Origin of the sequence: Pseudomonas sp. HMSC067G02, from assembly GCF_001813485.1 — a bacterium.
GTDB lineage: Bacteria > Pseudomonadota > Gammaproteobacteria > Pseudomonadales > Pseudomonadaceae > Pseudomonas > Pseudomonas aeruginosa.
Window position 1 is genome coordinate 49282 of sequence record NZ_KV812720.1, and the last position, 16091, is coordinate 65372.

At 65.1% G+C, this 16091-nt stretch carries 18 protein-coding genes and 1 pseudogene; 8 read left to right on the forward strand and 11 right to left on the reverse strand.

Features of this window, described 5'->3' with window-relative positions; genetic code table 11:
• Window positions 1–8: 8 nt before the first annotated feature.
• Genes HMPREF2914_RS25805 through HMPREF2914_RS25815 form a run of 3 tightly spaced genes read right to left on the reverse strand, consistent with a single transcriptional unit; the run spans window position 9 to window position 998 of the window.
• Complete coding sequence (locus HMPREF2914_RS25805; RefSeq protein ID WP_023980178.1) at window positions 9–368, reverse strand: TIGR03745 family integrating conjugative element membrane protein; 360 nt, start codon at window positions 366–368, stop codon at window positions 9–11.
• Between the two features lie 16 nt (window positions 369–384).
• Window positions 385–618: a TIGR03758 family integrating conjugative element protein gene (locus tag HMPREF2914_RS25810; RefSeq protein ID WP_003050225.1), complete on the reverse strand. Its 234-nt coding sequence runs from the start codon at window positions 616–618 to the stop codon at window positions 385–387.
• Complete coding sequence (locus HMPREF2914_RS25815; protein WP_003105635.1) at window positions 615–998, reverse strand: integrative conjugative element protein, RAQPRD family; 384 nt, start codon at window positions 996–998, stop codon at window positions 615–617. Before HMPREF2914_RS25815 ends, HMPREF2914_RS25810 begins: the two co-directional genes overlap by 4 nt.
• Window positions 999–1201: 203 nt before the next feature.
• Here HMPREF2914_RS25815 and HMPREF2914_RS25820 point away from each other — a divergent pair, with 203 nt between their 5' ends.
• From HMPREF2914_RS25820 to HMPREF2914_RS25855, 8 genes are read left to right on the forward strand one after another with little or no spacing between them, the layout of a single operon-like run.
• Window positions 1202–1672: a helix-turn-helix domain-containing protein gene (locus HMPREF2914_RS25820; RefSeq protein WP_003050245.1), complete on the forward strand. Its 471-nt coding sequence runs from the start codon at window positions 1202–1204 to the stop codon at window positions 1670–1672.
• A complete protein-coding gene (locus tag HMPREF2914_RS25825) occupies window positions 1669–2244 on the forward strand; it encodes a PIN domain-containing protein (RefSeq protein WP_003109777.1) in 576 nt (191 codons plus the stop codon). The genes HMPREF2914_RS25820 and HMPREF2914_RS25825 overlap by 4 nt, the downstream gene beginning before the upstream one ends.
• Before the next feature lie 17 nt (window positions 2245–2261).
• Window positions 2262–3176 (forward strand): CBASS system CD-NTase-associated protein Cap6, encoded by a 915-nt coding sequence (locus HMPREF2914_RS25830; protein WP_003105629.1) that lies wholly within the window; start codon window positions 2262–2264, stop codon window positions 3174–3176.
• Entirely contained in the window at window positions 3173–3643 is a 471-nt protein-coding gene (gene cap8, locus HMPREF2914_RS25835; RefSeq protein WP_003105626.1) for a type III CBASS phage resistance system CD-NTase-associated protein Cap8, read from the forward strand. The genes HMPREF2914_RS25830 and cap8 overlap by 4 nt, the downstream gene beginning before the upstream one ends.
• A complete protein-coding gene (gene cap7 / locus HMPREF2914_RS25840; RefSeq protein ID WP_003090159.1) occupies window positions 3640–4140 on the forward strand; it encodes a type III CBASS phage resistance system CD-NTase-associated protein Cap7 in 501 nt (166 codons plus the stop codon). Before cap8 ends, cap7 begins: the two co-directional genes overlap by 4 nt.
• Window positions 4140–5042, forward strand: coding sequence for a CBASS oligonucleotide cyclase (locus HMPREF2914_RS25845; protein ID WP_003105624.1), 903 nt, complete (start codon window positions 4140–4142; stop codon window positions 5040–5042). The genes cap7 and HMPREF2914_RS25845 overlap by 1 nt, the downstream gene beginning before the upstream one ends.
• 38 nt (window positions 5043–5080) lie before the next feature.
• Window positions 5081–5806 carry a CBASS effector endonuclease NucC gene (nucC, locus tag HMPREF2914_RS25850; protein WP_003050273.1) on the forward strand — a complete coding sequence of 242 codons (726 nt, stop codon included), beginning with the start codon at window positions 5081–5083 and terminating at the stop codon, window positions 5804–5806.
• A gap of 9 nt (window positions 5807–5815) precedes the next feature.
• A complete protein-coding gene (locus tag HMPREF2914_RS25855) occupies window positions 5816–8440 on the forward strand; it encodes an AAA family ATPase (RefSeq protein WP_003116812.1) in 2625 nt (874 codons plus the stop codon).
• 40 nt (window positions 8441–8480) lie between these two features.
• Here HMPREF2914_RS25855 and HMPREF2914_RS25860 read toward each other — a convergent pair whose 3' ends face one another.
• From HMPREF2914_RS25860 to HMPREF2914_RS25895, 8 genes and pseudogenes are all read right to left on the reverse strand, one after another.
• The gene (locus HMPREF2914_RS25860) at window positions 8481–9230 is read right to left on the reverse strand and encodes a TIGR03747 family integrating conjugative element membrane protein (protein ID WP_003109778.1); all 750 of its coding nucleotides are present in this window, start codon (window positions 9228–9230) and stop codon (window positions 8481–8483) included.
• Window positions 9227–11419 carry a type IV conjugative transfer system coupling protein TraD gene (gene traD / locus HMPREF2914_RS25865; protein WP_003116813.1) on the reverse strand — a complete coding sequence of 731 codons (2193 nt, stop codon included), beginning with the start codon at window positions 11417–11419 and terminating at the stop codon, window positions 9227–9229. Before traD ends, HMPREF2914_RS25860 begins: the two co-directional genes overlap by 4 nt.
• A gap of 4 nt (window positions 11420–11423) precedes the next feature.
• A complete protein-coding gene (locus HMPREF2914_RS25870) occupies window positions 11424–11972 on the reverse strand; it encodes an integrating conjugative element protein (RefSeq protein WP_003109779.1) in 549 nt (182 codons plus the stop codon).
• The gene (locus HMPREF2914_RS25875; RefSeq protein WP_003109780.1) at window positions 11969–12559 is read right to left on the reverse strand and encodes a transglycosylase SLT domain-containing protein; all 591 of its coding nucleotides are present in this window, start codon (window positions 12557–12559) and stop codon (window positions 11969–11971) included. Before HMPREF2914_RS25875 ends, HMPREF2914_RS25870 begins: the two co-directional genes overlap by 4 nt.
• Complete coding sequence (locus HMPREF2914_RS25880; protein ID WP_003098886.1) at window positions 12541–13278, reverse strand: TIGR03759 family integrating conjugative element protein; 738 nt, start codon at window positions 13276–13278, stop codon at window positions 12541–12543. Before HMPREF2914_RS25880 ends, HMPREF2914_RS25875 begins: the two co-directional genes overlap by 19 nt.
• A 12-nt stretch (window positions 13279–13290) precedes the next feature.
• Complete coding sequence (locus tag HMPREF2914_RS25885) at window positions 13291–13935, reverse strand: hypothetical protein (protein WP_003098888.1); 645 nt, start codon at window positions 13933–13935, stop codon at window positions 13291–13293.
• Entirely contained in the window at window positions 13932–14531 is a 600-nt protein-coding gene (locus HMPREF2914_RS25890; protein ID WP_003098890.1) for a PFGI-1 class ICE element type IV pilus protein PilL2, read from the reverse strand. Before HMPREF2914_RS25890 ends, HMPREF2914_RS25885 begins: the two co-directional genes overlap by 4 nt.
• A 138-nt stretch (window positions 14532–14669) precedes the next feature.
• Window positions 14670–16052 (reverse strand): annotated as a pseudogene (locus HMPREF2914_RS25895) (helicase-related protein); the annotation flags it as partial.
• Between the last annotated feature and the right edge of the window lie 39 nt (window positions 16053–16091).

The following is a 16091-nucleotide window of genomic DNA, read 5'->3' on the forward strand; positions in this document are numbered from 1 at the left end:
GGCCTCGCTTACAGGATGTCGGTGGCTTCGGTGAGCAGCCAGATGCCGATCACGAGCAGCACGGCGCCGATGGCGACCGTGAGGCCGAATTGGCCCCACGTCTTGCGGCCGGTGTGGATCTCCGCGTAGGTGCCGTAGGCGTGGTAGCAGACGCCGATGAACATCGACGCCACCACCAGCAGGGCCACGAGCATGATGATGTCGTAGCCGTAGTTGCGGATGGTCTCCATGATGCCGTTGCCGGTGCCGCGCGTCGGGTTCTCCAACTGCGGCAGACCTTGCGCGAACGACAGTGCGGGCAGCGCGGCGGCGCCCAGGGCCACGGCGGCGCGCTGGGCAAAACGGGAAGTGAGGTTGCGGTTGTGCATGGTCGGGCCTTTCATGTCAGGACAGGAGGAAGAAACTCAGGACGAGGTACATCGCGACGAAGCGGATGCAGACGCCGAGGAACTGGCGCTGGTTGAGGCGGCTCTCGGACCACCCCACATAGGCCGTTCGGATGGCCCAGACGCCCCACACGAGCAGGACCGCGAACACGACGCCGACCAGGACGGTCGCCATCGCGGAAGGCGCGATACCGCTGTTGGCTTGAAATGCCGAGACCTGGGCGCCGTTCATTGCTCGCCCTCCGCAGTCGTCTTCGGCGATGGCGAAGCGGCCCGCTCGGTGCGGTAGTCGCCGGCCAGTTCGGAGGGGTCGCGCGGCTGAGCGCGTGATGGCGTCAGGTGGAACTGGATGCCGGCGCGCACGCGCGCCAGGTCAGCCAGCAGCCGTGGGTAATCGAAGTGGTAGCGCTCGCCCGGCTGGATGGGGGCATGCGCGGCGCTGTCCGCGACGGTGCGTTCCAGCGCGTCGAGCTGGCGCAGCGCGGCGACCAACTCCTGGCGCTGCGCCGGGGACTCGGCCAATGCCATCGGGGACTGGCCCAGCACGAGGGCCGTCACGAAACAAGTGGGCACGCCGCGATGCGCGGCGCGCAGCCAGATCGAAGCCACCATCGCGCCATTCCTGTGTGATCAGCAATGGGTTGATCGTGGAGATCAGGGCTGTTTCAGGCCGCAAACAATAGGAACTGGCGGACGACCGGATTGGGCATGCTGCGAGCGAACCTACAAAAGCACGGGTCGCGCTTCGATTATTGCGTTTTTCGAGTATTTCGAATATGATCGGCTCTGCAACCGTTTTCGCTTAGGAGCTACCCATGACCACCGCCACTGCCCAATCCAAGATGACCCTTCCCGCCGCGGGAGAGGTGAAGGCAGCCGTCCAGGGTCAACGTGCCTTGGCGGCTTACCTCGCAACCCAGTTCGAGACGCAGCACATCCAGATCTTTGATGACCACAAACAGGCTCATCAGGTGGAACTGCCTACCTCGGCTTTACGCCTGCTGGTCGACATCCTGGCCGAGTTGGCCGATGGCAATGCAGTAAAGGTGGTGCCCGTCCATGCAGAGCTGACGACCCAAGAGGCGGCGGACTTGCTCAACGTGTCCCGTCCCCATTTCGTCAAGCTGCTCGAAGATGGGGTGTTGGCATTTCATCGCACCGGCAAGCACCGCAGGGTGAGGTTCGCCGATCTGATGCAGTACAAGGAAGCGCGCGAGCGCGCCAGTGAGCAGGCGATGGCCGAACTCGCTCAGCAGTCGCAAGAGTTGGGAATGGGATACGAATGAGGCATTCCCCATTCACCGCCGTCTACGACGCGTGCGTTCTATATCCCGCGCCACTGCGGGATTTCCTGATGTGGCTCGGCCTGTCTGGCCGCTTCCGGGCGCGGTGGAGCCAAGCCATTCATGAGGAGTGGAAACGCAACCTGTTGATCAACCGCCCCGATCTCACCCGGGTTCAGGTCGACAGGACGTCGGATCTCATGGACCGGGCAATTCCGGACGGCTTGGTGGAGGGCTACGAAGCGCTCGTGGCAGGCCTGACATTGCCCGATCCGGACGACCGGCACGTCCTGGCTGCGGCGATTCGCTGCGGTGCGAGCGTGATTGTGACGTTCAACGAACGGGATTTCCCGAACGATCTGCTGGCTCCGTACGGCATCGAATCGCAGCACCCCGATGAGTTTGTGGACAACCTACTGGATCTGGACGCGGCCGCCGTGGTGTCGGCTGCGCAGCGCCAGCGTGCCCAACTCAAGCATCCGCCGATCGAGGTGGACCGCTATCTCGAAATCCTGCTGCGCCAGGGCCTTGTGCAAACGACCAAGGTGCTGGCGACCTATCGCACCATTCTCTGACCCGCCGAGAGCCACGGATGACCAAGAATCCTTCATCAGACGCCACTTTGCCGAAAGGCATCCATCGAAGCTGGAAGCTGCCGGACACGTCGCTGGGCGCCCTGTGGGATTCCATCGTCATGGACGAAGCTCTCAAGAAGCAGTTGCTGTCACAGGCGATCGTCAACTTCACGGTGCGCCCCAAGGTGGAGCGCACGGTACTCCCCCTGCACGGCGTGATCTTGTTGGTCGGCCCGCCGGGGACTGGGAAGACCTCCTTGGCACGGGGCTTGGCGCATCGTGTGGCCGAATCTTTTTCTTCTGCGAAGTTTCGATTGCTGGAAGTAGAGCCTCACACGCTGACGAGCTCTGCAATGGGAAAGACTCAACGCGCCGTGGCAGACCTGTTCTCGCAATCGATCGCAGAATCCGCAGCGGCGGGCCCGACGATCGTCCTTCTGGACGAGGTCGAAACGCTTGCGGCTGATCGAGCCAAGCTCAGCCTGGAAGCCAACCCGGTTGATGTGCACCGGGCCACCGACGCGGTGTTGGTGCAGTTGGACATGTTGGCCGAACGCAACCCGCATCTGCTGTTCGTGGCCACCAGCAACTTCCCACAGGCCGTCGACAGTGCCTTCCTATCTCGTTGCGACATGGTGATGGAGGTGCCACTGCCCGGCAAGGATGCCTGCAAGCAGATCCTGGTGGACTGCCTGAATGGCCTGGCAAAGACATTTCCGGGGATTGGCAAGCTTTCCTCGGCTCACCAGTTCGACGCGTGCGCTGGCGAGTGCGTCGGATTGGATGGTCGGGCCATTCGCAAGGTCGTAGCCAACGCCCTCGCGGCCGACCCGCAAGTGGCTATCGATCCGAACAAGCTTTCCGTAGAGCACCTGCGCAGTGCGATACGACAGGCAACGCAAATGCGCCTTCAAGGAGGGAAGCAAAAATGACCACCGTTGTCAGCCGGACGTTTCGCAGCTCGCCGCACCGCGATGCGTTGCAGACGTGGGATGCCATTGTCGAACTGCTCACTCAGGGCAAGGACGGCACGGCTCGCTCTGAACTCAGGGCCGTGGCGGGCGTGGCCGCCAGCTTGATCGCCGACCAGGCACCCAAGAGCGCGCCCATCGTTGCGACATGCGATGGACCACGGACCAGGATCTACTGCCTCTTCGACGAAGACGCGATCGATGGTGATGATGCCAACGAAGAAGTCTTGGGGTTCGAGCCGTTGAAGGGAGACTGGGGAGTCTCGCTGCCGTGTCCGAAGGAGCAGCTCGGCTGGGTGCAAACCGCGCTCAAAAAGCACAGTTCTCGCATCATTGCACGGGACTTGAGCCAAGGAATTGCCACGCAGGCGCAGGCCGATGCTGGACAAGCGCTGTCGCTCGACCTCGGAGGTTTCCTCAAGTCATGAGCACCGTCGCCACCTACTCGTACACGCACTCGGTTACCTATGTGACCGACAACATCCTCAAGAGCTTGAAAGACATCATCCTGCTCAGTGGGCTGGACCCCGAGCACTTCGCGGATCGCTGGGAGAGCAATACCCGAGCCATCAAGACGTGGCTCGGGACCGGTGATCTGCGCAAGGTGATTCTGGAGATCTACAACCCGGCAACCGACAAACTCGTGACCCGATGGGATATCGACATCGTGTATGGGTGGTCCGATGGCGACGGCAGCTTCTGGACAGATACCGAGCAGTTGAAGTACGCGATCAAGAAAGCTGGGCTGCTGCCATCGCAGGCCAAGTACAAGTTAATGCTCGATACAAAGCCAGGGCGGCCTGATGTGGAGGGGTGGAGCAAAGGAAGTTATCGCTCGACGGATGGAATGGTCAAGCAGAGCCTAGGCTCGACTGTCGAACACAGCGGCCTGGCGGGTCAGGCCGGATATTGGAGGCAACGCTGATGCTGTCGATCGATGAAGCTTTTCGCAAGTTCAAGTCGCGTCTGGAACTCAACGAACGCGAACAGAAGAATGCCTCGCAACGCCAGAACGAAGTGCGGGACTACCTGCAGACCAAGTTCGGCATTGCGCGCAGCTTCCTGACCGGGTCCTATGCTCGATACACGAAGACGAAGCCGCTCAAGGATATCGACATCTTCTTCGTGCTGAAGGACTCGGAGAAGCATTACCACGGCAAGGCCGCATCGGTAGTGCTGGATGATTTCCACTCTGCATTGGTGGAGAAATACGGTTCGGCGGCCGTGCGCAAACAGGCGCGCTCGATCAACGTGGATTTCGGTGTTCACATCGACGCGGAGGACAACACGGACTACCGGGTGGTCAGCGTGGATGCGGTGCCCGCATTCGACACCGGCGACCAGTATGAGATCCCCGATACGGCGTCCGGAAAGTGGATCAAGACGGACCCGGAGATCCATAAGGACAAGGCGACCGCAGCGCACCAAGCCTATGGCAATGAGTGGAAAGGTCTCGTGCGCATGGTGAAGTACTGGAACAACAATCCCAAGCACGGCGATCAGAAGCCGGTGAAGCCCTCGTTCCTGATCGAGGTAATGGCCCTTGAGTGTCTTTACGGCGGCTGGGGAGGATCGTTCGATCGCGAGATCCAGTCGTTCTTTGCCACGCTTGCCGATCGTGTTCATGACGAGTGGCCGGATCCCGCCGGACTTGGCCCGGCGATCAGCAACGATATGGATGCCGCGCGCAAGCAGCGCGCGCAGCAGCTGCTGTTCCAGGCGAGCCAGGACGCAAGCATCGCCATCGACCACGCGCGTCGTGGTCGCAATATCGAAGCGCTTCGCGCCTGGCGCGCACTGTTTGGCCCCAAGTTCCCACTGTCCTGATTCCATCGGCTTCCATACACGTCCCATCGAGGTACAGCATGTCCCAGTGGTCGCTTTCCCAGCTCCTGTCGTCCCTGCATGAAGACATCCAGCAGCGCTTGTCCGTAGTACGCAAGACCTTCGGTCACCCGGGTACGAAGGGGGATGCGAGCGAGAACGTCTGGATCGACATGCTGGATACCTATCTGCCCAAACGGTACCAGGCGGCGAAGGCGCATGTGGTGGACAGCCTGGGGAACTTCAGCCAGCAGATCGATGTGGTGGTGTTTGATCGGCAATATTCGCCTTTTATCTTCACCTACGAGAACGAGACGATCATTCCAGCCGAAAGCGTGTACGCCGTGTTCGAGGCCAAGCAGACGGCTGACGCGGGGCTTGTGGCCTATGCCCAGGAGAAGGTCGCCAGTGTGCGCAGGCTGCACCGCACGAGCCTGCCGATCCCGCACGCTGGCGGGACCTACCCAGCGAAGCCGTTGATTCCGATTCTGGGTGGCTTGCTCACCTTCGAGAGCGAATGGAGTCCTGCATTGGGCCCATCCATGGACAAGGCGCTGAACGCAAACCTCACCGAGGGGCGTCTGGACATCGGATGCGTTGCCGCCCACGGGCACTTTTTCTATGACCAAGCCAGCGGCGCGTACAGCTACACCAACGAAAACAAGCCGGCGACCGCGTTTCTTTTCAAGCTGATCGCGCAGCTTCAGTTCAGTGGAACGGTCCCCATGATCGATGTGGAGGCTTACGGTCAGTGGTTGACCAAGTGAGGGGTCGCTGTGGCAAGCATACGTTCGGAGTACCACCGGTTCCTGGCGCACTTGACGCAGCGGCACGTGCACGACGACGTGCGCCGGCTGGCGCACCTGGTGCTCGATCACCTGCAGCCACTGGCCGAGGTCGGTGCTGCACGCCGGGGGCGCTCCACGCGCTTGGCGCCGCTGGCCATCGCGCATCTGGCGCAGATGCCTGTCGCCTACGACGGGGACGCGCGCGGCCCCGAAAACGGACCGGCGCTCGGGCGACTGCACCAGCTCGAAGTCGGGCCGTTTCGAGGATTCATGCGGCAGGAGACGTTCGACCTCAGCCATGACATCACCTTGGTCTACGGTGCCAACGGCACCGGCAAGAGCAGCTTCTGCGAAGCCTTGGAAGTGGCGATGCTCGGTTCGATCAGCGAAGCGCAGGCCAAGCGGGTCGACCAGCGGACGTACTGCAACAACGCTCGCCTGCGCCGCCACATCGCGCCAGTCCTGTCGTCTACGGCGGCGGGCGAGGCGCAGGCCGTCCAGCCCGACGAAGCTGAGTATCGCTTCTGCTTCATCGAGAAGAACCGCCTCGACGATTTCGCCCGAATCGCCGCGCGGACCCCGAGCGATCAGCGCCAGCTCATCGCCACCCTGTTCGGCGTGGACCAGTTCAGCGAGTTCGTGCGCGGCTTCAACCCCTCGCTCGATCAGGACCTGATGCTTGCCGGCGTGCAGGCGGCGCAGCTGGCGCAGCGTCGCCTGCAGTTGGCGAACTCCGAACAGACCATCGCCGCCTACCCGCAGAAGATCGCAGCGGTCGAGGGCCTGGAACAAGCTTTGGCGCAGCGCATGTCACCTGGCGCGACCTATCAAACCTGCGTGGACTGGCTGCTGGGTACGCCGCAGCAGCAAGGACGGCTACCGTATGTCCAGGCTCAGCTGGACGCCAACCCGCCTGCCATTCACGAGGTGACCCAGGCCCGCCTGCAAGCGTTGCTGGCAGAGGCCTACCGCGTCCAGGGACTGTGGCAAGCGTCTTCCGCGCAACTCGCGGCCCGCGCCGGCGAGGTGTCGTACGCGAAGCTCTACGAGGCCGTGCAAGCGTTGGCGGACGGGGCGACCGCGTGTCCGGCATGTGGAACCGAACTGGCCGCCGTGGCGCAGGACCCGTTCGCCAGGGCGCGAATGGGCCTGGAGCAGCTCGCGCAACTGGCCGTCCTGCAGCAGCAGGAGGCCGGGCATCGGACACAGTTGAGCGAGGCGGTCCGAGCGCTGTGTGACGAAATGCGCCGCGTGGTGGCGGCGGCTGGGGTCGCTTGTCCTGCCGAATCGCAGGCCGCGGGCCTGCCACTGCTGCCTCCCACGTCGGCGGGCAATTGGCTCGGCGGCGGGGTGAATGGGGACCAGCGCGCCTGGCAAGCCCTCTTACGGATCGCACAGATCATCGAAGGCTTCGACGCGCAGGCGCGCGACGTGAATGCCCAGCGCGGCGCGATGGCCCAGGAGCGGGACCGCCTGCAACAGCATCAGCTGGAGATCGAACGGCTGCGGACCATGCGCACGACTGCGGATCAGGAGCTGGCGGCCGCCCGCCAAACCGTGGCCCAATTCGACGACGCGAACCGCGGCCTGATCCAGGCGGCCACGGACGAAATGCCGGTGGTGGTGCACCATCAGCGGGTCAAGGCCGCCTACGACGGCTTCCTGCCCGAGATTCAGGCATACCTGACCGCTCTGCCGGGGGTTCTGCTACAGGGGCTGGGAGACCAAGCCCGCCATCTCTACAACGCATTCAACCGGGCCGATCCGCCCGGCGATCTGCTGCACGCGCTGTGGTTGCCCGTGGCCGAGAACGGCAAGATCGAGGTGGAGTTCGCCGGCGAGCCGGGCGCGCGCTACGACGCGTTGATCGTCTTCAGCGAAGGGCACATCAAATGCCTGGGCCTGGCGATTCTGCTTGCCAAGAACCTCGCGCAGGGCTGCCCCGTGGTCATATTCGATGACGTCGTCAACGCGATCGACGACGACCATCGCGATGGCATCTGGCGTACCTTCTTCGAGGACGGTTTGCTCCACGGCAAGCAGGTTATCCTCACCTCGCACGCAGAGGAGTTCCTGCACCGCATCCAGCAGGAGTTGGGCGTGCGCCGCGCCGCGGCCATTAAGCGCTACAAGTTTCTCCCGCATCAGGGAGAGCACGAACTGCGGGTCGACAGCGACCCGCCAGCGAAGAACTATGTTCTTCTGGCCCAGCAGGCGTTGGCGGCTGACGAGAAACGCGAGGCACTGCGTCAGGCCCGGCCGGCGCTGGAGAGTCTGACGGACCGCCTGTGGACGTGGCTGGGTCGGCGGGCGGACGGCCGGATCGACATCAAGCTGAGCGGGCCCCGCGCGCCTTGGGAGCTGAACAATAAATGCACCAAGTTGCGGTCGGCCGTCGAGCGTATCGCGGCGCAACATGCGGGTGCGCCGGATGCCGTAGGGGCGTTGGTCCGGCTGCTCAATGTCAGCGGTACGAGTATTGAATGGGGTTACCTCAATAGCGGTGTGCACGACGCTCAGCGCGATCATGAGTTTGATCGGGCGACGGTAAGAACGGTCGTCGAGGCGGTTACGGCGTTGGATGCTGCTCTTGATACCCTGCAGAACCGATGAACGGCACACGGCTTTGCAGAGCCGTGCCGCCCGTGTCACCTCATAAGTACTTCTTGAAGCTGCCTGCGGTCAGGCTGACTGCCATCCCCAGCAACGCCGCGCTGGGCAGCAGGATGACCAGAGGATGCACCGATATGGGCAGAGCGAGATAGGTGACCCAAGGCAGCACGGCCAACGGCATCAGGCTGGCCTTCGCGCGGTGGTAGATGAAGCCGGATTCGCGGCCCGCGCCGAACCGGCGCACATCCCGTCGCACCAGGCCGTCAATCAGGCCGACGAATGCCGCCGTGAGGATCAGCGGCAGCGTGAGCACCAGGACCAGCAGGCGCACCAGGAAGGTGAGCGTCGTGAAGGCCGCAGCGATCAGGTAGCTTTCGGCCCAGACATAGACTTGGCTGATGTAGTAGCGGAAGTTGCGGCTCTGCCCGTGGCTGGGCGCGCGGACGCGCTCGGCGGTCTGGCTCATGCGCTCCAGCAACCCCGAGCGCACGAACACCCACTCGTACCCGGTATCCACCAACTCGTGCGCCGTGCGCCCGGGCTCCTGTACCACCACGCTGCGCGTGAAGTGGTTGGACAGGTGCCCGAGTTCGTACCGCAGCATCTGCTGGGAGTGGCGCCAGCCCTGGTCCTTCCAGAACAGGTGCATGCCGGCGCACTCCACCACGATCGAGAACAGCAGCGAGCCAATGAGCACCCCGAGCAGCCGGAACGGTAAGGTGATGGTGCCGACGATCAAGCCTTGGCGATGGTTCTGCTCCCGCTGCGCGGTCGAGGCGGCATCCTTCATGGCACGGCCTCGTTGCCCGCGCCATCGTCGGCGCCGGTGGCCACCGCGCCGGGCTCGGCCGCAGCGGCATCGTCCAGCAGGTCGTCGGGCAAGGCCGCATCCTGCAAGGCCGACGAGCTGGTGAACTCCCACCACTGCGTGGCCTCGCTGTAGCTCTGGCGCATGTACCCGGCCAGTTGCTGCAGGTCCGCCGGCATCACTTCATCCGGGTCCGGCGCCGGCAGCGGCATACGCACCTTCCAGAGCTGGCCGCCCTGCAGCAGCGCGAAGCACTGGCCCTTGGGCAGGCCGACGACGTGTGACGGCTCGATCATCGGCACGCTGGCCATGCTGATGCGGTCCTGGGTGTTCGACGTGAAATCCGTCGCGCCGCGGATGTCTGAGCTGTCCGTCGCGCCCGAGACGATGGTGGTTGTATAGACCTCGACCTTCGGCAACTGCCTCGTCAGCAGTTCCGCGGTGGCCGTCTCGCGCACGCGCAACATGAATAAATTGTTGAAATTCCCGATCACTTGGCCGGCCTTCGCGCGATTTCCGATGCGGGCCTCGATGTCCGAGAGCGTCTGCGTGTACGCCGTGACTTGCAGGCCGGCACCGCCGCCCTTGTTGATGAGCGGGATGAATTCATCGCCCATCAGTTCATTGAATTCGTCCGCGTGCACGTTGATCGGCACGCGAGCGCCAGCCACTGCGCCGGGCAGGCCATCGTCGATTCCGTGCTTGTAGATGTGTCCGGCCACCGAAACCAGGTCAGAGAACATCGAATTGCCGACCGCTGCGGCGACCTCGGCGTCAGACAACGCATCCAGACCCACATAGACGATGGCCCGCTTTCGGATGACCTGCATCCAGTCGAAGATCGGGCGCGGGTCGGCCAGGTCGGAGTAGTTCGGCGCCAGGAGCTGGGCGATCTTGCCGCTCGTGAGCTTTTCCAGCAGCGGCAGCAGCGATGCAACGATCTTGTCGAAGTAGGTCTTGTCGTAGCGCACCGCCGAGCGCAGGCCATCGAGCACAGGGTCGTAGTTGCGCGCCTGGGAGAGGTATTGCTCCAGCGCCACCACACGCTTCTCGCGCCCGATCATGTTCCTTGGGATGTTCTTCTCGTTGAGCTTGGCCTCGATCTGGACGATCACCTCCCAGGCCTTGGGCTCCGTCTTGGCAAAGTAGTGCTGGGCGTACTCAATGAACAGCGCGTCGATGTTGATGACGTGGCGCTGGATCAGCATGTAGTCCGGGCGCTGCCCCAGTTCCACCAGGGCGCGGGCGATGATGTTCACGAAGCGCCATGCGAACTCGCGGAACGCCGCGCTGTTGCCTTCGCCGGAGAGCTGCCCCGCGATGCGTGTCGCCACTTCCGAGATCCGACCGAAGCGGCCCACGGCGTTGTAGCGGGCGCTGATTTCCGGCCAGCCCAAGTGGAAGATGTAGAACTCGCCTTCGCGGCCAGCGCGCTGGGCTTCGACGTACATCCGTTTCAAGAGATCGGCATCCCCCTTGGGGTCGATGACGATGACGACCTCATGCTCGCCGGCAGCATTCCTGCGGCGGATGTCCTGCGTGACGAACAACTCGGCCAGGCGCGTCTTGCCCACCCGCGTGGTGCCCAGCACCAGCGAGTGCCCGACGCGCTCGCCCAGCGGCAGGCTGACGTCCACTTCGTCGGGCTCGATGCCGTGCAGCCTTGGCAGGCCGCCGACAGGCGGCAACGGGCGCACGGGGTTGAAAGGCGCGTCCCAGCCGGTGAGCTTCGGCAGGCGCGAGAGCGGCAATGGCGCGAACTCCAGCCGTTCCTCCAGGCGCCTGGTCAGCCGGTAGGCCGGCGTCGGCTCGACGTAGCGGCGGAACTCGGGCCGGTACGTCTGCATCAGCCGATGCGTGTGCTTCTGCTCCCAGAGAAAGCCGCGCCCCACGAATAGGCGCTGCTGGCTGACCGGCACGTCCTTGCTGGTCATCACGTAACGCGGCAGACGGCGGATGTTGCGCCGGTAGCGCAGGATGATGCGGGCATCGCGGTAGCGGATCGCGCCGTAGGCGCCGAACGCCAAGGCGCTGCCGATGCCCATGGCCGGGCTCAGCGCGAGCGACCATGGGGCCACCAGGCACAGAAACGCGGCGCCTGCACACGCCGCGACGGTGTATAGCTCCACCGCTGGGCGTAGCAGAACCTCGACCGGCTGTTTGCCCGACATGGCTTCATTGCTCGATGCCGGTGGCCGTGATCAGCGCCGGGTAGTGCCGCAGGCCCAGGCGATCGGCCAGGTCGTCGCCGGCCACGGGCGCGAGCGGCACGCCCGGCACCAGGGCGCGCAGCCGCGCCAGGCCCTGCGCGGTCTCGACGTTGACGACCAGGCCGACCGCGCCACGTTCGCGCAAAGCGGCGGCGCGGCGCTGCAACCAGGCCCGGGAAGCCTCGTCGTCGCCGATGACCACGAACGGCCGCAGGCCGGGCGCTTCGATCACCCGTCGCGCGACGGTGCCGGGCGTGAGCTTGGCGCTGCGCACCGGCAGCATCGCGGCTTCGTCCGCCCGTGTGGCAGGAACCTGGGGCGTCGGGATGGACGGCCGCGCCGGTGCGTTGGCGCGCGGCTGGAGATTCAGGGCTTCGTAGTACGGCAATGCCGACGTGCCGCCACGGTCCTCGACAACGATCAGTGGCTCGCCGGCACGCGAGGCCAGCGGCAGGCCTGACAGCAGCATGAGTAGGCCCGTGAACGCGAGATGGGCGGGATGGGGTTTCGTCATGGGGAGGTCTCCTGGCGCGCCGCGAGGACCGCGGCGGCTGGTCGCGTGCCCTGCACGCGGGCAAGGTGGCGCGACACGCTGCGCCGATAGCGGGCGGCGGGCTCGCCGCCTGCGGGGCGGTGGTAGCGGCCGATCGCCAGCAGCCAGTCCTCGCCGGGGGTGTGCTGCTCCTTCAGGATCTCGGCGGCAACGGCCAGGTTGCGATACGGATCCAGCAGGTCGCACGCGCCGGTAAAGCGGTGCTTGTGGTAGCCGAGGTTGATCTGGCCCAGGCCCGCATCAATGCGCGTGTGCGGCGTGGCGCGCATCGCCTGCTGCAGGCCAGCGCAGGCGTCGGCGCGCGTGGCGAAGCGGCGCGACTGGCCGGCGACGTTGAGGGACCACGGCCACGGCACCAGGCGCCCGTTGCGCCGGATGCCGCTCTCCTGCAAGGCCACGGCGTAGAGCACGGTCGAGGGGATGCCTGCGCGCTGGGCGGCAAGCTGGTAAGCCGGTGGCGGAACCTCCTGGGCCAGGGCGGCAACGGCATACAGGCCGGCAGTGAGCACCAGTGCGCGCAGGGGCATGGCTACGGCTGGCGCTGCCATTGGCCGTTCACTTCGCGCACGGCGGCGGGCAGATCGCCGGGCAGGCCCAGTGACAGCCAGCGGCCGCCGTCGTGGTTGAGCGTGATGCTGCCGGCGCGCACGCGCGCCGGGTCGATCTGCGCGCGCTTGGCCCAGTCGCGGATGCGCGCGTCATCCTGGCGGCTGCCCACCATGTACAGGTCGAACTCCGCGCCCGAGGATTGCAGGCGCTGCACGAGCTGTCCGCAGGCTGCGCAGCCGTCCTTGACGAACACCGCCATGCGGCCGCTGCCGCGCAAGGGACTGCTGGATGGGCCGGCGCCCGGCTTGTCGTCGGGCAGGTTCACGCGCTGCATCCCCGGATTCAGGCGCTGCCAGGCCTCGTCGTAGGCGCGCTGGTAGGCGAGCAGCTTCTCGACGCGGCGCGCTTCCACCTGCACCTGCAGTTCCGCATAGCGGCGCCGTTCTTCGTCCGTGCGAGCTTCGATGCCCAGGGCGGACAGCGGGTCCAGGTTGGGCGAGTAGATACCCAGCGGCCCATCCATCAGCTCGCGGTAGCGTGCCCATTCTTGTGGCTGCAAGCCCCATTCGGTTGCCACCCGGTCGTCCAGCACGCGGGCGGCCAGCGGGCGCTCCTGGCTCTGTGCGTTGCGCGCCGAGGTCGTTGCGGGCTGCTGCGCCCAGGCGGGCCATTGCGACGACGCCACCAGGACCGCGAAAAGGAGGATCGACGGCTTCATGGGGTGCTCCGGTCAGGGAATCGCCACGCGGCGGGTCTGGTTGCCGGCCTGGAACACTGCGGTGTTGCCCTCGATCGCCTGCAGGCGCCACGGGCCGACCGCATCCCCGGGCAGCAGCACCTGAAGTTGGGCGGGCGTGAAGTCCCCGATGCTCGGCGCGACGGACACGCTGCGCTGGCCGGCGCGCAGTTCGGCGCCGACGACGCGGAATGGCAGCGGCGGCAGCTCGGTCTTGGAGGCGGCGGACGTGCGCGATGCGCGCCGCTGGGCGGGTGCGGTGGCACGCGCGGCGGCTTGGCGCGCCTTGATCTGCTCGACCTCCGCGCGCAGCGCCTGGAGGTCGTCGGCCGCTGCGTAGCCACTGAGAGATTTCTCGACCTGGGCCGCGCGTGCTTCCAGAATCTGGCGGGTGTCTTTGAGGTCAGCGTCCGTCGCGACGGCCGGGCGCTGCTGGATGGCCTCGATCGTCTCGGCCAAGCCAGTTGCCTGCGCTTCCAGGCGTTGCAGGCGGGAATCCAGCCGCTCCTGGTCGGCCTGGTCGCTGAGGGCCTGGTAGCCCAGGGCCGCCAAGACGCTGAGGAAGATCAACCAGAGCCACATCAGGCTCTGCACCACCACGGCGGCGGTCGATCGCTGGGCAGGTTGCGGGGCGTTCATGGCTGGCCTCCCGAAACCATGGGTGCCAGCGGGAACGTCTGCACCGCCTCGGTGGCGGGTGGCTCGGATGGGGACTCGGCGACCGCGCGATCGCCGGGCCGCTCGAAGCAGATTTGCCGTGCGCGGTCATCCGCGTGCAGTTCCCAGGCCGGGCCAGCCAGCGTGAGCAGCGCATCGCGCAAGGTCATGGGGCCGAGGTGCAGGTGTACCGCCGGCAACGGCAGCGCGTACAGCTCGATCACGGCATGCGCGGTCTGGCACAGGCCATAGCCGCTGCGTTTGAGCACGTGCCGAAGCCCATCCCCGACCGTGGCGCGGGCATCCTCGGGCATGGACACGTCGATGGTCTGCAACAACAGGTCGCGCTGCGCCGCCATGGGTGCCAGTTCGACCAGTGTGTAGCGGGCGTAGCGCACGACCGGGATGTACTCGGAAGCCTCGGGTTCAGGCGCGGCCAAGACTTCCGCGATGGTGTCGGGCGCGACCGGCGCAGTCGTCGTCGCGCAGCCACCGGCCAGCACCGACCACAGCAGGCCGAGAAATCCCGCCAGAAGGCGGCGTTCGGGATAGTGAAACCACGGTGGAGAGGGGCACATAACTCGGCGTCCTGAAACATCCAGCCCTCACCATCGCCGCTCAGGCCGCGAGCGGCAGCAAACAATGCGAACCAGGCAGCGTCCGATTTACCGGGAGCGGCAAAAAAAACGGCCCCGAAGGGCCGTAAGTGGAACGTGTCATGCGGCGACAAGCTGCCGGGCCAGTGCGACCTCGACGGAATCACCGTCCTGGTTCAGGACATCGAGCCCGGATTCGGGCACGTCGCCCGAGGTGGACTGCGAGACCATGATCTTCTTGGCCATCAGCTCCAGGCAGGTCATCTGCGAGGAACCGGCGTAGCCGAGGTAGATCACACGCACGGGCTGCTTCTGCCCGATGCGCCAGGAGCGGCGTGCCGCCTGCTGGAGCGAGTACACGTTGTAGCCCGACTGCATGAACACGATCGTCGGGAACTCCAACAGGTCCAGCCCCGTCTTGACCAACTCGGGGTTGGTGATGAGCACGTCGATGCCACGGTCCAGTTGCTCGGCGATCCAGTCTTCGCGGCGGCTGGCATCCACGCTCGCGCGCAGCACCGCCACCTTGAAGCCTTCCTGCTCCAGCAACACCTTCAGGCGCGACGTGGTGTCGCGCGTGCCGGTATAGACCGTGTAGGCCAGGACCTTGCGGCCCTGCGCCTTCTCCTCTTTGCAGATGTCGATCAGCTCACGCTCCTTGGGGCTGATCTCGAACTCGTTGAACTGAGCCGGGACAAACGCCAAGGTGTTGCGCGTGCGCGGATGCACCACGGTCTCCGACCGGAAGCAGCAATCCGGCCAGGCCAGCAGCACGTTGAGGACCACACCCAGCAAGGTCGTATCGCGTCGCGCCAGAGCCTGTTTCAGCTCGGCGGTCAGCCGACCCGCCAGATCGCGGTAGGCCGCGGCTTGCGCCGTGTCCATCGCGACTTCACGGAACTCCTCGTCATACGGCGGCAGGACGTTGCCGCCGATGTCCTTGAGCTTGAGGAAGATCGTGAATGGCAGGATGCAGCGCAAGACGCCCTTGGGGCCGAAGCCCGGGGCCTTGACCGTGCGCACCGATACCTTGGTGCCCTTGGCCGTCTTGTGCGCCGTGCCGGTGCTCTCGGAGTAGATGTCCTTCAACACCCCGTGATCGCGCATGAACGCCATCGCAGCCGAGGTCATGCTGCCGCTCGTGGTCGGGCGGTAGCCGTCTTCGATCATCCGCCCCGGAAGGGCTCGGAACAGCAGGTGAAAAAGATCATCACCGTAGCCGCCCATCAGCGTGCCAGTCAGCAGCAAGGTCTTGCGAGCCTTCGCCGCCAGCACGCCCATGGCCTGGCCCTGGGCACTGCCCCCGTTCTTGTACTCATGCGCTTCATCAGCGATGAGCAGGTCGAACGTACCTTGCGGCAAGTACCTCTTGATGAACTCCGAGGGTTGATAACCGCCCTCGCCAAAGCCGAACTCCATGTTGGCCATCGCACGTTCCATGCGCGTGGCTTGACGGTCGGAAAACACCAGCTCGCCGTTGCCATCCATGAGGTTGATGAAGTCGGGTAGGGACAAGCCATTGCTGGCCCATCCCCCCCTAAG

What these genes read in the sequence shown, in the direction of transcription:
- nucC (WP_003050273.1), top strand. Translation starts at nt 5,081, where the DNA reads ATGTCCCAGTGGTCGCTTTCCCAGCTCCTGTCGTCCCTGCATGAAGAC.
- HMPREF2914_RS25805 (WP_023980178.1), bottom strand. Translation starts at nt 368, where the DNA reads ATGCACAACCGCAACCTCACTTCCCGTTTTGCCCAGCGCGCCGCCGTG.
- HMPREF2914_RS25860 (WP_003109778.1), bottom strand. Translation starts at nt 9,230, where the DNA reads ATGAAGGATGCCGCCTCGACCGCGCAGCGGGAGCAGAACCATCGCCAA.
- HMPREF2914_RS25815 (WP_003105635.1), bottom strand. Translation starts at nt 998, where the DNA reads ATGGTGGCTTCGATCTGGCTGCGCGCCGCGCATCGCGGCGTGCCCACT.
- HMPREF2914_RS25830 (WP_003105629.1), top strand. Translation starts at nt 2,262, where the DNA reads ATGACCAAGAATCCTTCATCAGACGCCACTTTGCCGAAAGGCATCCAT.
- HMPREF2914_RS25825 (WP_003109777.1), top strand. Translation starts at nt 1,669, where the DNA reads ATGAGGCATTCCCCATTCACCGCCGTCTACGACGCGTGCGTTCTATAT.
- cap8 (WP_003105626.1), top strand. Translation starts at nt 3,173, where the DNA reads ATGACCACCGTTGTCAGCCGGACGTTTCGCAGCTCGCCGCACCGCGAT.
- HMPREF2914_RS25890 (WP_003098890.1), bottom strand. Translation starts at nt 14,531, where the DNA reads ATGTGCCCCTCTCCACCGTGGTTTCACTATCCCGAACGCCGCCTTCTG.
- HMPREF2914_RS25870 (WP_003109779.1), bottom strand. Translation starts at nt 11,972, where the DNA reads ATGACGAAACCCCATCCCGCCCATCTCGCGTTCACGGGCCTACTCATG.
- HMPREF2914_RS25820 (WP_003050245.1), top strand. Translation starts at nt 1,202, where the DNA reads ATGACCACCGCCACTGCCCAATCCAAGATGACCCTTCCCGCCGCGGGA.
- HMPREF2914_RS25845 (WP_003105624.1), top strand. Translation starts at nt 4,140, where the DNA reads ATGCTGTCGATCGATGAAGCTTTTCGCAAGTTCAAGTCGCGTCTGGAA.
- HMPREF2914_RS25810 (WP_003050225.1), bottom strand. Translation starts at nt 618, where the DNA reads ATGAACGGCGCCCAGGTCTCGGCATTTCAAGCCAACAGCGGTATCGCG.
- cap7 (WP_003090159.1), top strand. Translation starts at nt 3,640, where the DNA reads ATGAGCACCGTCGCCACCTACTCGTACACGCACTCGGTTACCTATGTG.
- HMPREF2914_RS25875 (WP_003109780.1), bottom strand. Translation starts at nt 12,559, where the DNA reads ATGGCAGCGCCAGCCGTAGCCATGCCCCTGCGCGCACTGGTGCTCACT.
- HMPREF2914_RS25885 (WP_003098888.1), bottom strand. Translation starts at nt 13,935, where the DNA reads ATGAACGCCCCGCAACCTGCCCAGCGATCGACCGCCGCCGTGGTGGTG.
- HMPREF2914_RS25880 (WP_003098886.1), bottom strand. Translation starts at nt 13,278, where the DNA reads ATGAAGCCGTCGATCCTCCTTTTCGCGGTCCTGGTGGCGTCGTCGCAA.
- traD (WP_003116813.1), bottom strand. Translation starts at nt 11,419, where the DNA reads ATGTCGGGCAAACAGCCGGTCGAGGTTCTGCTACGCCCAGCGGTGGAG.